A 13,947-nucleotide genomic window follows, 5' to 3' on the forward strand; every position below is an offset into this window, starting at 1 on the left:
GCGGCCGCACCCATTCCCATCACTTGCACGGAGACCCCATGAACACCAAGCGCATGCTGGGCGCGGTCGCGCTCGCCCTGTTCGCCTGCCAGGCACTGGCCCAGGCCTACCCGGCCAAGCCGGTCACCTGGATCGTGCCGTTTGCCGCCGGCGGCCCCACCGACGCACTGGCGCGCAGCATCGCCGAGCGGGTGGGGCGCGAGATCGGCCAGCCCATCATCATCGAGAACGCGCCCGGCGCCGGCGGCACCGTGGGGGCGGCCAAGGCCGCGCGCGCCACGCCCGATGGCTACACCATGCTGGTCGGCCACATGGGCTACATGGGCGCGGCGCCCGCGCTGTACAAGAAGCTGGCCTACGACCCGGTGGCCGACTTCGCGCCGGTGTTCCGGTTTCCCGACACGCCGCTGGTGCTGATGGTGCGCAACGAACACCCGGCCAAGGACATCCAGGCGCTGGTGGCGTTCGGCAAGGCCAACCCCGACAAGCTGTTCATCAGCAACGCCGGCATGGGTTCCAGTTCGCACCTGATCGCCGCGTTGATGGCCACGGCCGTGGGCATGAAGGTCACGCTGGTGCCCTACAAGGGCGCCGGCCCGGCGCTGGTGGACGTGATCGGCGGGCAGGTCGACGGCATGCTCGACCAGACCAACACCGCGTTGCCGCAGATCAAGGAAAGCAAGGTGCGCGCGCTGGCCGTCACCTCAAGGGTGCGGCTGCCGCAGCTCAAGGACGTGCCCACGCTGGCCGAGACGGTGCTGCCGAACTTCGAGGCCTCCACCTGGTACGGCATCTACGCGCCCAAGGGCACGCCGCCCGCGGTGCTGGCCCGGGTCGAGGTGGCCTACCTCAAGGTGATGGAAGACCGCGACTACACCGGCAAGATGGCGGCCCAGGCGATCCAGCTGCTGGCCACCGAGCAGTACAAGGGCGTGGCGCTGGGGCAGCACACGGCCGCCGAGGTGGCGCGCTGGAAGGATGTGGCGGCGAAGGCCAGGATCACCCTGGACTGAGCGGGCGCCGGCATGCGGGCCTTCATGGCCCCATGGCCCCGGGGCCGAATGGGCCATTGGGCGCGCCGCAGGGCGCCGCTATGCTGTGGCATGGCCCTTGCACTGGGGCCTGCAAAGCCCAAAAGGACACCATGAGCGCCCATCTGCACCCCCTCGCCGGCCAACCCGCACCAGCCGAGAGCCTGATCGACCTGGCCGCCCTGCGCGCCGCCTACGCGGACGACCAACCCGATCCGGGCGTGCCGGCCCAGCGCGTGGCGTTCGGCACCTCGGGCCACCGCGGCTCGTCGCTGGACCGTTCGTTCAACGACTGGCATGTGCTGGCCATCACGCAGGCCATCTGCGACCACCGGCGCGCCCAGGGCATCACCGGCCCGCTGTTCCTGGGCGCCGACACGCATGCGCTGTCCGCACCCGCGGTGGCCAGCGCCATGCAGGTGCTGGCCGCCAACGGCGTGACGGTGCTGCTGTCCGCGAACGACGAGCCCACGCCCACGCCCGCCGTCTCGCACGCCATCCTGGTCCACAACAAGGGCCGCCAGGCCGGCGATGCGGGCCTGGCCGACGGCATCCTGGTCACGCCCTCGCACAACCCGCCGCGCGATGGCGGCTTCAAGTACAACCCGCCCAACGGCGGCCCGGCCGGCGGCGAGATCACCGGCCCCATCGAGGCCGCGGCCAACAGGTACCTGGAGGCCCGCCTGGCCGGCGTGCGCACCATGCCGCTGCGCGCCGCGCTGGACGCGCAGACCACGCAGCGGCACGACTTCCTGAACACCTACGTGGCCGACCTGGCCAGCGTGATCGACCTGGACCTGATCCGCGGCTCCGGCCTGCGCCTGGGCGTGGACCCGCTGGGCGGCGCCGGCGTGCACTACTGGCGCGCGATCGCCGAGCGCTACGGCATCGACCTCACCGTGGTCAGCGAGACGGTGGACCCGCGCTTCGCGTTCATGACGCTGGACTGGGACGGCCAGATCCGCATGGACCCCTCGTCGCCGAACGCCATGCAGTCGCTGCTGGCCATGAAGGACAGGTTCGACGTGGCCTTCGCCTGCGACACCGACCACGACCGCCACGGCATCGTGACGCCCGGCACCGGCCTGCTGCCGCCCAACCACTACCTGGCGGTGTGCATCGACTACCTGTTCCGCAACCGGCCGCAGTGGAGCGCGCAGGCGGCCGTCGGCAAGACGGTCGTGTCCACCAGCGTGATCGACGGCGTGGCCGCGCGGCTGGGCCGCCGCCTGCACGAGGTGCCGGTGGGCTTCAAGTGGTTCGCCGACGGCCTGTTCGACGGGTCGCTGGGCTTCGGTGGCGAGGAGAGCGCGGGTGCCAGCTTCCTGCGCCGCGACGGCACGGTCTGGACCACCGACAAGGACGGCATCACCGCTGCGCTGCTGGCGGCGGAGATCACGGCGCGCAGCGGGCGCGATCCGGGTGCGCTCTACGCCGGGCTCGCGGCCGACTTCGGCAACCCGGTGTTCAGCCGCAAGGACGCACCGGCCACGCCCGCGCAGAAGAAGCTGCTGGGCAAGCTCACGCCCGAGCAGATCACCTCGTCGGAGCTGGCTGGCGAGGCCATCACCAGCGTGCAGAGCAAGGCGCCCGGCAATGGCGCGGCCATCGGCGGCATCAAGGTCAGCACGGCGGGCGGCTGGTTCGCGGCGCGGCCTTCGGGCACCGAGAACGTCTACAAGATCTACGCCGAGAGCCTCCGCGGCGAGGACCACCTGCAGCGCATCTTCGCCGAGGCCCAGGCCGTGGTGGACGGGGCCATCGCTGACGCATAGCCGCTCCCTGCGCCGATGGGGTGGGGCCGCCAGGCCGCCTTCAATGGAGACGAGCCGCGTCCTTCGACGCGGGAGCACACCAACGAAGGAGATCGCATGAGCACACCCGAAGACCGCCAGCAGCTGTGGGAACTGATCAAGGACATCAAGTTCGCCATGTTCACCACGCGCCACCCGGACAACGGCCACCTGCACTCGCGGCCGATGACCACCCAGAACAAGCGCCTGGACGAAGACGACAGGCTCTGGTTCTTCATGTCGCGCCGTGGCGATTCGGTCGAAGACCTGGGGCGCGAGTCCACTGTCAACGTGAGCTATGCCGACCCCGGCAAGGACAGTTATGTCTCGGTGAGCGGCAACGCCGTTGTCAGCGAGGACAAGGCCAAGGCGCGCGAGCTGTGGAACAAGGCCACCGAGGCCTGGTTCCCGGGCGGGGTGGACGACCCTGATGTGGCCCTGGTCGAGGTGCGGATCACCCATGCGCACTACTGGGACGTCAAGGAGAACAAGCTCACGCAGTTCTTCAAGATCGCCAAGGCCGCCGCCACCGGCAAGCCCCCCAGCGGCATGGGCGAGAGCCGCGAAGTGCGCATGAACGCTTCCTGAGGCGACGGGAAAACAGCCCCTGCGCCGGCCGCAACCGGCCGTCGCCGGGGCCTGCCGCCGAAAACTTCGTCCGTTCCGACGATGCCGCGCCACGATGCCGGCGCCAAGATGCCCTCCATCAAAGATGGCCGGCCCATGCCGGTCCGAGGAGGCATACGAGATGGCAGGACCTTTGCAGGGACTTCGGGTGGTGGAGATGGCGGGCATCGGCCCGGGGCCGTTTTGCGCGATGCTGTTCGCCGACATGGGCGCCGAGGTGCTGCGGGTCGAGCGCCCCGGCACCAGGCGCAACCCGCATGACATCCTGGCGCGCGGCCGCACCGTGCTGCCGCTGGACCTGCGGGCCGAGGGCGCGGCCGAGCAACTGCTGCAGACCATCGCGCAGGCCGATGTGCTCATCGAGGGTTTCCGCCCGGGCGTGATGGAACGCCTGGGCCTGGGCCCGGATGCCTGCCACGGGCGCAACCCGCGCCTGGTCTACGGCCGCATGACCGGCTGGGGCCAGCACGGCCCCCTGGCCCAGGCGGCGGGGCACGACATCAACTACATCGCGATCAGCGGCGCGCTGCACGCCATCGGCCGCTCCGGCGAGACGCCGGTGCCGCCGCTCAACTACGTGGGCGATTTCGGCGGCGGCGCCATGCTGCTGGCCTTCGGCATCCTCGCGGCGCTGCACGAGGCCAAGGGCTCGGGCCAGGGCCAGGTGATCGACGCCGCCATGACCGATGGCGCGGCGCTGCTCTCGGCCATGATGTACGGCATGAAGGCCGCCGGCCAGTGGAACAACCAGCGCGGCGAGAACCTGCTCGACGGCGCCGCGCACTTCTACGACACCTACGCCTGCGCCGACGGCAAGTTCGTGGCCATCGGCGCCATCGAGCCGCAGTTCTACGCGCTGCTGCGCGAGCGCTGCGGCATCGCCGACGACCCCGCCTTCGATGCGCAGATGGACATGGCGCGCTGGCCCATGCTCAAGCTGCGTGTGGCCGACCTGTTCCGCACGCGCACACGCGACGAATGGTGCGCACTGCTCGAAGGAACCGACGCCTGCTTCGCGCCCGTGCTCGACTGGGACGAGGCGCCGGCCCATGCGCACAACCGCGCGCGCGGCACCTTCGCCGAAGCCGGCGGCCTGGTGCAGCCCGCGCCCGCGCCGCGCTTCAGCCGCACGCCTGCCGAGTTGCCGCCGGCCGTGTCGCCACACGACGCGCAAGCGCTGCTGGCGCGCTGGGCGGCGCGCTGAGCCATTCGAAGAATAAGGAGACAAGCATGCAACTGACCCAGGCCCTGCACAAGGCGCTGCGCGAGAAGCCACAGGCCCCAGCCGTCGTGTTCGGCCAGCGCCGCAGCACCTATGCGCGCTTTTGCGACCGCGTGGCGCGCATGGCCGGCGCGCTGCGCCAGCTCGGCATGGGGCCGGGCGACCGCGTGGCCATGCTGGCCATGAACTCGGACCATTACGTCGAGTACCTGTTCGGCACCTGGTGGGGCGGCGGCGCCATCAACCCCGTCAACGTGCGCTGGAGCGCGCAGGAGATCGCCTATTCGCTGGACGATTGCGACACGCGCATCCTGCTGGTCGACAAGTTCTTCGCGCAGCAGGTGGCGTCGCTGCGCGACCTGTCCAAGTCGGTCAGGACGCTCATCTACGTCGGCGATGGGCCCGTGCCCGAAGGCATGCTGGGTTTCGAGACCCTGCTGGACGCGGCCGAGCCCGTGCAGGACCTGCGCCGCCAGGGCGATGACCTGGCCGCCGTGATGTACACGGGCGGCACCACGGGGCGGCCCAAGGGCGTGATGCTCTCGCATGCCAACCTGTACCTCAACGCGCTGAGTTCGGTGGCGGCCGTGCCGCGCGCCTGGCCGGTGCTGGGCCTGGTCACCGCGCCCTTCTTCCATGTGGCCGGTTGCGGCCTGTCGCTGCAGCTGATCCAGCGCATGGCCACGCAGGTCATCGTGCCGTACTACGAAGAGGTGGCCGTGCTGGACGCCATCGCGCGCGAGCAGGTCAACGAGACCTTCCTCGTGCCGACCATGGTCAAGCGGCTGATCGAACACCCGCGCTTCACCGAGTTCGACCTCAAGAGCCTGCGCATGGTGCTGTACGGTGCCGCGCCCATCGACGCCACGCTGCTGGGCCAGGCCATGGACGCGTTGCCAGGCGTGCAGTTCTGCCAGGCCTATGGCATGACCGAACTGGCGCCCACTGTCGCCGTGCTGCAGCCCGAGGACCACCTGCCCGGCCCGCACCAGGCCAAGCGCCTGCGTTCGGCCGGCAAGTCGGTGCCGATCGCCGAGATCAGCATCCGCGACCCCGAGAACAACGAACTGCCGCCGGGCCAGGTCGGCGAGATCTGCGCGCGCGGGCCGATGGTGATGCAGGGCTACTGGAACAAGCCGGCCGAGACCGAGGCGGCGCTGCGCGGCGGCTGGATGCACACCGGCGACGGCGGCATGATGGACGAGGAGGGCTACCTCTACGTGGTCGACCGCATCAAGGACATGATCGTCAGCGGCGGCGAGAACGTGTATTCGGCCGAGGTCGAGAACGCGCTGGCGCAACTGGACGGCGTGTCCATGTCGGCCGTGATCGGCGTGCCCGACGACCAATGGGGCGAGCGCGTGCACGCCGTCGTCGTGCTGCGCCCCGGCGCGGACGTGGACGAGGCCGCCGTGATCGCCCATTGCAAGACGCTGATCGCCGGCTACAAGTGCCCGCGCAGCGTGGAGTTTCGCGAGCAGCTGCCTGTGTCGCCCGCCGGCAAGCTGCAGAAATTCGTGCTGCGCGAGCCGTACTGGAAAGACCGCGCCCGCAAGGTGAACTGAAAAAGAGAGAGACAAGCATGACCATCGATTTCCGCCGCTCCTGGATGGACGAAGACCTGGAGCTGTTCCGCGACAACGTGGTGCGCTTCATCGAGACCGAGGTGCAGCCGCACGACGAGGCCGCGCGCAAGAACGGCCATGTGGGCCACGCGCTGTGGCGCAAGGCCGGCGAGCTCGGCCTCTTGTGCGTGGACATCCCCGAGGAATACGGCGGCGGTGGCGGCGACTTCCGCCACGAGGCCGTCATCCACGAGGAGATGTCGCGCCGCGCGCTGTCCGGCATGAGCGTGGGCGTGCACTCCATCGTGGCGCACTACTTCCTGAACCACGGCACCGACGCACAGAAGCGCCACTACCTGCCGCTGCTCGCGCGCGGCGAGCTCGTCGGCGCCATCGCGATGACGGAGCCCGGCGCGGGCTCCGACCTGCAGGGCGTGCGCACGCGGGCCGACAGGGTGGAGGGCGGCTACGCGTTGCACGGCTCCAAGACCTTCATCTCCAACGGCTTCCTGGCCGGCGTGGTGCTGGTGGTGGCCAAGACCGATCCGAACCAGGGCGCCAAGGGCACCTCGATCGTCGTCGTCGATACGGCCGACTGCCAGGGCTTCCGCGTCGGCCGCGTGCTCGACAAGATCGGCCTGAAGGCGCAGGACACCTCCGAGCTGTTCTTCGACGACGTGCGCGTGCCCGCCAGCGCACTGCTGGGCGGCAAGGAGGGGCAGGGCTTCTTCCAGCTGATGGGCGACCTGCCGTACGAGCGGCTCATCATCGGCGTGGCGGCCCTGGCCGCGATGGAAGGGGCCTACCTGGCCACGCTGGACTACGTGCGCGAGCGCAAGGCCTTCGGCAAACCCGTGGCCGAGTTCCAGAACACCAAGTTCAAGCTGGCCGAGATCGCCACGCAGATCAAGGTCGGCCGCGCCTTCATCGACCGCTGCGTCGAAGACCTGGTGGCCGGCAAGCTCGACACCGCCACCGCCTCCATGGCCAAGCTCTGGGGCTCGGAGGCGCAGGGCCGCGTGGTCGACGAATGCCTGCAGCTGTTCGGCGGCTACGGCTACATGAACGAATACCTGGTGGCACGCATGTACACCGACGCCCGCATCCAGCGGATCTTTGGCGGAACGAACGAGATCATGAAAGAAGTGATCTCGCGCGCACTGTGAGCACGGACGTGCTGCAGGTCGAGGAGCGCGGCGGCGTCGCCTGGCTCACGATGAACCGGCCCGAGCGCCTGAACGCGCTCGACCCGGCGCTGACCGACGCGCTGCGCCACTACTTCGAGGGCCTGAGCGCACGCAGCAGCGCCCGCGTGGTCGTGCTGCAGGGGGCGGGCCGCGCCTTTTGCGCGGGGCTGGACATCAAGGACACCACCGCGCAGGGCGGCGGCACGCGCGGCGTGGAGGAGATGCTGGACAAGCAGAAGAGCATCCGCGACATCATGCTGGCCATGCGGCGCTGCCCGCAGCCCGTCATCAGCGTGGTGCAGGGCGCGGCCAGCGGCGGCGGCTTCGCGCTGGCGCTGGCGTCCGACATCCGCCTGGCCACGCCCGACGCGCGCATGAACGCAGCCTTCATCCGCATCGGCCTGTCGGCCTGCGACGTGGGCGTGAGCTACTTCCTGCCGCGCATGGTCGGCAGTTCGGTCGCGGCCGAATACCTGCTCACCGGCCGCTTCATGGAGGCGCAGCGCGCCTACGCGCTGGGCCTGGTCAGCCGCGTCGCGCCGCTGGCCGACCTGCAGGCCGACGCCCAGTCGCTGGCCGAGGACATGCTGCGCGCCACCCCTGTGGCGCTGCGCCTGACCAAGGACGCACTGGGCCTGGCCATCGACGCGCCCAGCATGGAGGCGGTGATCGCGCTGGAAGACCGCAACCAGGTGCTCTGCACGCAGACCGGCGACTTCCGCGAAGGCATGCAGGCCTTCCTCGAAAAACGCGCGCCCCGCTACACCGGGCGCTGAAGGAGACACCCCGATGACCCTGGACGACCTCATGTACAAGCCCGGCCTGCTGGCCGGCAAGCGCTACCTGGTGACGGGCGGCGGCAGCGGCCTGGGCCGCGTGATGAGCGAGGCCCTGGTGCTGCTCGGCGCCACGGTCTACATCTGCGGCCGGCGCGAGAGCGTGCTGGAAGACACCGCGCGCGAACTGACCGGCGCCGCCGGCCCGCAGGGCGGCCGGGCCGTGGCCGTGGCCTGCGACATCCGCAAGGAAGAGCAGATCACCGCCATGCTCGACCGCGTCTGGGCCGACGGCGGCGCCATCGACGGCCTGGTCAACAACGCGGCCGGCAACTTCGTGAGCCGCACCGAAGACCTGTCGCCGCGCGGCTTCGACGCGATCGCCAACATCGTCTTCCGTGGCAGCTTCATGATGACGCTGGACTGCGGCAAGCGCTGGCTGGCCGAGGGCAAGAGCGCGGCCGTGGTCTCCATCCTGACCACCTGGGTCTGGAACGGCTCGGCCTTCACCGTGCCCTCGGCCATGTCCAAGGCCGGCCTGCACGCGATGACGCAGTCGCTGGCCGTGGAATGGGCCGGCCGTGGCATCCGCTTCAACGCCATCGCACCGGGCCTGTTCCCGACCGAGGGCATGAGCGCGCGCCTGAATCCCGGCGGCGGCGAGCACAAGACCGAGGGCAATCCCATGGACCGCAACGGCCGCATGCCCGAGCTGGCCAACCTGGCGGTGCTGCTACTCGGCCCGGGTGCCGACTACATCAATGGCCAGACCATCGCCATCGACGGCGGCCAGTACCAGGCCACGGGTGGCAACTTCTCGCGCATGCGCGCGTGGAGCGGCGAGGACTGGCAGCGCGCCCGCGAGAACATCGCCGGTCAGGATGCCAAGGACCGGAGGGCGCGCCTTGCTTGAGGAACGGCTGCTGCACGGGCGCGTGGCCGTGCGCGTCGACGCCGACGGCGTCGCGCAGGTGCGGCTCGCGCGGCCGGACAAGATGAACGCGCTGGACATGGACATGTTCGACGGCCTGGTGGCCGCCACCGAGCTGCTGCAGGGCCAGCGCGGTGTGCGCGCCGTGGTGCTGCACGCCGAGGGCCGCGCCTTCTGCGCCGGGCTGGACATGTCGCGCTTCGGCAAGATGCGCGAGGGCGCCTCGCTCGAAGGCCTGTCGGCGCTGCAGGCGCGCACGCACGGCCCCGCCAACCGCCCGCAGCAGGTGGCCTGGGGCTGGCGTGCATTGGCCGTGCCCGTGATCGCCGCCGTGCAGGGCGTCGCCTTCGGCGGGGGCCTGCAAGTGGCGTTGGGTGCGGATGTGCGGCTGCTGGCCGCCGACGCGCGCCTGTCGGTCATGGAGATGCGCTGGGGCCTGGTACCCGACATGGCCGGCATCGCGCTGCTGCGCGAGCTCGTGCGCGCCGACATCGCGCGCGAGCTGGTCTTCAGCGCACGCATCGTCGAGGCCGAGGAGGCCTGCCGCATCGGCCTTGCGACGCGCATGGCGGCCGACCCGCTGGCCGAAGCCCTGGCGATGGCACGCGAGATCGCCGGCCGCAACCCCGACGCCGTGCGCGCGGCCAAGCGGCTCATGAACCAGACCGCCGACGGCGACCACGCCCAGCTGTTGCTGGCCGAGTCGGTGGAGCAGCAACGGCTGATCGGCAGCGCGAACCAGCGCGAGGCGGTGGCGGCGGCGATGGAAAAGCGCGCACCGCGCTTCACCGATCCGGACTGATCAGCGGATCACGCCCAGCTTGCGCGCGATCGCCACCGCTTGGGTGCGGCTCTTGGCATCGAGCTTCATGTTGATGTTGCGCAGGTGCGTGCGCACCGTGCTGTCCGAGACGAACAGCTTCTCGGCCATCGCGCTGTTGGAGTAGCCCTCGGCCAGCAGCTGCAGCACGCGGATCTCCTTGCGCGTGAGCGGCTCCTCGCTGCCGCCGCCGGCCAGGGCGGGGGCTTCGGGTTCGGGCGCGGCCAGCGGGCCGATGGCGTGCAGCAGGCGCTGCAGGTGCTCGGCCTGGATCGGGTCGCCCGCGTCGGGCGCGGCCGCGGCATAGCGCTGCAGCAGCCGCCCCACGGCCGGGCCTTCGTCCAGGATCAGGCGCATGAAGCCTTCCTGGCTGGCCGTCTGCAGCACCGTGCCGATCTCGGCCACGGCGGCGGCCTGGTCGCCGGCGCGCTGCTGCGCCAGCGCCCGCAGCACCTGGAGCTTGAGCACGCGCCGGGTGCGCGCGGCCGTGGTGGCGGCGTGGATCTCGGCGTCCAGCAGCAACAGCGCTGCGCGCGCGTCGCCGAAGGCGATCTCCCAGCGCGCCTTGGCCAGGGCCAGGTAATCGAGGTCGTGCGCGGGCAGGCGCATGCGGCGCTCGCGCTCCCAGATGGCGGGGTCGTCGGCGCGCTGCAGCTCGTCGTGCGCGGCCGGGCCATTGCCCTGCAGCAGCAGCATGCGCGAGCGTTCCAGCTTGGCGCCGGCCACCACGCGCGGCAGCTGGCGCGCATGGCCCAGGTATTCCAGTTCGGTCAGCGCCTGCAGCGCGGCTTCCACATCGCCGCTGTGGAACGCGATGCGCGAGCGCATCACGTGCGACAGGATCATGTGGTCCGGCAGCCCCACGTCGCGCGCCAGCGGCAGGTAGACGTTGAGCAGGTGCTCGGCCTTGGGCAGCTGGTTGGCCTCGTAGACCACGCCGGCATAGAGCACGCCGGCCCAGGCGTTGCCGTGGCTGTGGTTGTAGGTCACGGCATGGGTGGAGTCCACCGCGATGCGAAAGCGCGCCGTGGCCTGGCGCAGCCGGCCGGCCTGCAGGTCCAGCATGCCTTCGGAGGCCTCGGTGTACATGCGGTGGAAGTTGGCGTCGCTCTTGGCCTGGCCCTGCTTGCTGCGCGCGGTATCCAGCAGGCGCTGGGAGGCGTGCTGGTCGCCCATGACCGACAGGATGTGGGCCATGGCATTGAGCAGCGCGCTGTCGGCGAAGGCCAGGCCCGTGGGCAGGCGGTTCATGCAGGCGCGGCCGGCCTCGTAGGCTTCGTCGTAGCGGTCCTGCATGGCCCACAGCAGCGGGTACAGCGTCTGGGCGCAGGCACGGACCTCGGGCAGCGGGCTCTGTGCGCAGTCCGAGGCTTCCAGCCGGGCCATCGCATCCCAGGGGCCGTGCGTGAAGCACTCGGCCCACAGCGCGATGAGCTGCAGCAAGGGGTGCTGGCGCAGCTGGTGCTCGGGGATCGCCGCGAACCAGCGCGCCAGCAGCCGCATGCGGCCCTGTTCGAGGAACTGCTGTGCCCAGGTGTCCAGCAGCGTCAGCGCATGCGGGTGGTCGCCGCCTTCGATGGCATGGTCGATGGCTGGCACGGGGCGCCCTTGCGATTCGTACCAGCCCGAGGCGGCCAGGTGCAGGCGGGCCAGCTCGTCCGGTTGCTCGCGCACCAGCTGCGCGCGCAGGAAGTCCGAGAACAGGCTGTGGTAGCGCCAGGCCCGGGGTTCGTCGCCGGCCTCGCTGCTGATGGGCGTGAGGAACAGGTCGGCCGCGGCCAGCTGCTCCAGGATGGCGGCGCTGTTGCCGCGCGGGATCAGGGCCTGGCAGACCGAGGGGTCGAGCTGGCGCAGGATGCTGGTGCGCAGCAGGAAGTCGCGGATGGCGCCGGGCTGGTGCGCTAGCACGTCTTCGGCCAGGTATTCGGCCACGGCCCGGTTGGAGCCCGAGAAGCGCTCGACGAAGTCGGGCGCGACGCCGGGACGCTCCAGCGCCATCGAGGCCAGCCAGATCGCCGCCACCCAGCCCTCGGTCTTGCGGTGCAGCTGGTCGAGCCGCTCGGCCGACAGCGCCGGCATGGCGCGCTGGCCAAGGAAGGCACCGGTCTCCTCCAGGCTGAAGCGCAGCCGGTCGGTGTCGATCTCCAGCAGCTGGCCGCGCGCGCGCAGCCTGCCGAGGCCCAGGTCGGGTAGGCTGCGCGAGCCGATCACGATGCGGCCGCCGCGCGGCATGTGCTCGACGATCTCGCGCACCAGGCCCAACACGGCCGGTTCGTGCACCACCTCGAATTCGTCGAGGAACAGCGCGAACGGCGCGTCGTGCGAGGCCAGCACGGCCACGGCGTCGAAGGGCGCGTTGCCGCGCGGGCCTTCCATGCCCAGGCGCAGTACCACCTCGCCCAGGCAGCTGACGAAGCGCGACATGTCGTTGTCGGCCCGGTCCAGCGTGAGCCAGGCGGTGGCGATGCCCTGCTCGTCCAGGCGCTGGCGGGCCTGCGCCATGGTGGTGGTCTTGCCGAACCCGGCCGGCGCGCGCACCAGCACCAGGCGGGCGACGGTGCCGGCGATCTCGTCGCTGATGGCCGTGCGCAGCACCTGGGTGGGCGCGGCCGAGGGCGGGTTGAGCTTGGCTTCGAGGATGCGGGGTTGGGAGAGCGGCATCGCGGGCAGAAGAGGAGGGTGCGGCAGGCGAGCAGGCAGTGTCGGCGGCAACGGACGGACGGCTTGTCTCCTAGGGCGCAGCTGGCGTGGGGGGGCATCGGCGTTCCGTCGCTTCCGACGATGCCGAAGCGGATTCTGCTGCCTAAACTGCGCCGCCGATGCCCTGGGCCGCGCTGCCGCCTACGCGACAGGGCTGCGCGCCCTGGCCTGGTGCGTGCGGCGATCATCGAACCATGCCGGCGCGCCGCTGTCCGCGCCCGTTTTCCGAAGGAGTCTCCATGGACCGCATGCACACCCGCGTCACCGAACAACTGGGCATCCGCTACCCCATCATCCAGGGCGGCATGCAGTGGGTCGGCCTGGCGGAACTGGCCTCGGCCGTCTCCAATGCCGGCGGCCTGGGCCTGCTGACCGCGCTGACCCAGCCCACGCCCGACGACCTGCGCCATGAGATCGCGCGCTGCCGCGCCATGACCGACCAGCCGTTCGGCGTGAACCTGACCATCCTGCCGGCCATCAAGCCGCCGCCGTACGCCGAGTACGTGCGCTTGATCATCGACAGCGGCATCAAGATCGTCGAGACCGCCGGCAACAGCCCCAAGGAGTTCATCGCCCAGTTCAAGCAGGCCGGCGTGACCCTCGTGCACAAGTGCACCACGGTGCGGCATGCGCTGTCGGCCGAGCGCAATGGCGTGGACATCGTCTCCATCGACGGCCTGGAATGCGCGGGCCATCCGGGCGAGGACGACGTCGGTGGCCTGGTGCTGATCCCGGCGGCGGCGCGTGCGCTCAAGATTCCCGTCATCGCCTCGGGCGGCATCGCCGACGGGCGCGGCATGGCGGCGGCGCTGGCGCTGGGTGCCGAGGGCATCAACATGGGCACGCGCTTCTGCGTCACGCAGGAGGCGCCGATCCACGCCAACATCAAGCAGGCCCTGGTGCAGGCCAGCGAGCGCGACACGGCGCTGCTGTACCGCACGCTCAAGAACACCGCGCGCGTGTTCCGCAACGCCATCGCCCAGGAGGTCGTGGGCATGGAGCGGCGCCCGGGCGGCTGCACCTTCGAGGAGATCCGCCCGCTGGTGGCCGGCGTGCGCGGGCGCGCGGCGCTGCAGTCGGGCGAGGTCGACAACGGCATCGTCTCGGCCGGTCAGTGCATCGGCCTGATCGACGACGTGCCCAGCTGCGAGGCGCTGATCGCGCGCATGGTGGCCGACTGCCGCCGCGAGCTCGACCGTGCGCGGGGCTTCTTTGGGTGAAGTGAAACCACCCCGTTTGGATGGCGCACTTCGTGTGGCCATTCCATCCCCCTCAAGGGGCGCCGCCAGCGCCCG

11 protein-coding genes are annotated in these 13,947 nt (G+C 70.8%); 10 read left to right on the plus strand and 1 reads right to left on the minus strand.

Annotated features, from left to right (window positions below; genetic code table 11):
* Window positions 1–38 precede the first annotated feature (38 nt).
* The 9 genes from ASF44_RS18120 (at window position 39) to ASF44_RS18160 (ending at window position 9,934) form a co-directional block, all read left to right on the plus strand.
* On the plus strand, window positions 39–1,013 hold the full coding sequence (locus ASF44_RS18120; RefSeq protein ID WP_056900626.1) for a tripartite tricarboxylate transporter substrate-binding protein: 975 nt from the start codon (window positions 39–41) through the stop codon (window positions 1,011–1,013).
* Between the two features lie 131 nt (window positions 1,014–1,144).
* The gene (gene pgm, locus ASF44_RS18125) at window positions 1,145–2,806 is read left to right on the plus strand and encodes a phosphoglucomutase (alpha-D-glucose-1,6-bisphosphate-dependent) (protein WP_056900627.1); all 1,662 of its coding nucleotides are present in this window, start codon (window positions 1,145–1,147) and stop codon (window positions 2,804–2,806) included.
* 96 nt (window positions 2,807–2,902) lie between these two features.
* On the plus strand, window positions 2,903–3,412 hold the full coding sequence (locus ASF44_RS18130; protein ID WP_056900628.1) for a pyridoxamine 5'-phosphate oxidase family protein: 510 nt from the start codon (window positions 2,903–2,905) through the stop codon (window positions 3,410–3,412).
* Between the two features lie 160 nt (window positions 3,413–3,572).
* Complete coding sequence (locus tag ASF44_RS18135) at window positions 3,573–4,655, plus strand: CaiB/BaiF CoA-transferase family protein (RefSeq protein ID WP_056900629.1); 1,083 nt, start codon at window positions 3,573–3,575, stop codon at window positions 4,653–4,655.
* Window positions 4,656–4,681: 26 nt separating this feature from the next.
* Window positions 4,682–6,238 carry a long-chain-fatty-acid--CoA ligase gene (locus ASF44_RS18140; protein WP_056900630.1) on the plus strand — a complete coding sequence of 519 codons (1,557 nt, stop codon included), beginning with the start codon at window positions 4,682–4,684 and terminating at the stop codon, window positions 6,236–6,238.
* Between the two features lie 17 nt (window positions 6,239–6,255).
* The gene (locus ASF44_RS18145; protein WP_056900631.1) at window positions 6,256–7,404 is read left to right on the plus strand and encodes an acyl-CoA dehydrogenase family protein; all 1,149 of its coding nucleotides are present in this window, start codon (window positions 6,256–6,258) and stop codon (window positions 7,402–7,404) included.
* On the plus strand, window positions 7,401–8,201 hold the full coding sequence (locus ASF44_RS18150; RefSeq protein WP_082524871.1) for an enoyl-CoA hydratase/isomerase family protein: 801 nt from the start codon (window positions 7,401–7,403) through the stop codon (window positions 8,199–8,201). Before ASF44_RS18145 ends, ASF44_RS18150 begins: the two co-directional genes overlap by 4 nt.
* A gap of 13 nt (window positions 8,202–8,214) precedes the next feature.
* Window positions 8,215–9,114, plus strand: coding sequence for an SDR family oxidoreductase (locus ASF44_RS18155; RefSeq protein WP_056900632.1), 900 nt, complete (start codon window positions 8,215–8,217; stop codon window positions 9,112–9,114).
* 7 nt (window positions 9,115–9,121) lie between these two features.
* Entirely contained in the window at window positions 9,122–9,934 is an 813-nt protein-coding gene (locus tag ASF44_RS18160) for a crotonase/enoyl-CoA hydratase family protein (RefSeq protein WP_235579274.1), read from the plus strand.
* On the opposite strand, the gene ASF44_RS18165 is transcribed toward ASF44_RS18160, so the two are convergent.
* Window positions 9,935–12,613, minus strand: coding sequence for a LuxR C-terminal-related transcriptional regulator (locus tag ASF44_RS18165; RefSeq protein WP_056900634.1), 2,679 nt, complete (start codon window positions 12,611–12,613; stop codon window positions 9,935–9,937).
* Between the two features lie 287 nt (window positions 12,614–12,900).
* On the opposite strand from ASF44_RS18165, the gene ASF44_RS18170 reads away from it, so the two are divergent.
* Window positions 12,901–13,872 carry a nitronate monooxygenase family protein gene (locus ASF44_RS18170; RefSeq protein WP_056900816.1) on the plus strand — a complete coding sequence of 324 codons (972 nt, stop codon included), beginning with the start codon at window positions 12,901–12,903 and terminating at the stop codon, window positions 13,870–13,872.
* Window positions 13,873–13,947: the final 75 nt, after the last annotated feature.

This window comes from Pseudorhodoferax sp. Leaf274, from assembly GCF_001422445.1.
GTDB lineage: Bacteria > Pseudomonadota > Gammaproteobacteria > Burkholderiales > Burkholderiaceae_C > Pseudorhodoferax.

Excerpts from the sequence above, each read along its gene's own strand:
- ASF44_RS18120 (WP_056900626.1), top strand. The coding sequence starts at position 39 with ATGAACACCAAGCGCATGCTGGGCGCGGTCGCGCTCGCCCTGTTCGCC.
- pgm (WP_056900627.1), top strand. The coding sequence starts at position 1,145 with ATGAGCGCCCATCTGCACCCCCTCGCCGGCCAACCCGCACCAGCCGAG.
- ASF44_RS18130 (WP_056900628.1), top strand. The coding sequence starts at position 2,903 with ATGAGCACACCCGAAGACCGCCAGCAGCTGTGGGAACTGATCAAGGAC.
- ASF44_RS18135 (WP_056900629.1), top strand. The coding sequence starts at position 3,573 with ATGGCAGGACCTTTGCAGGGACTTCGGGTGGTGGAGATGGCGGGCATC.
- ASF44_RS18140 (WP_056900630.1), top strand. The coding sequence starts at position 4,682 with ATGCAACTGACCCAGGCCCTGCACAAGGCGCTGCGCGAGAAGCCACAG.
- ASF44_RS18145 (WP_056900631.1), top strand. The coding sequence starts at position 6,256 with ATGACCATCGATTTCCGCCGCTCCTGGATGGACGAAGACCTGGAGCTG.
- ASF44_RS18155 (WP_056900632.1), top strand. The coding sequence starts at position 8,215 with ATGACCCTGGACGACCTCATGTACAAGCCCGGCCTGCTGGCCGGCAAG.
- ASF44_RS18165 (WP_056900634.1), bottom strand. The coding sequence starts at position 12,613 with ATGCCGCTCTCCCAACCCCGCATCCTCGAAGCCAAGCTCAACCCGCCC.
- ASF44_RS18170 (WP_056900816.1), top strand. The coding sequence starts at position 12,901 with ATGCACACCCGCGTCACCGAACAACTGGGCATCCGCTACCCCATCATC.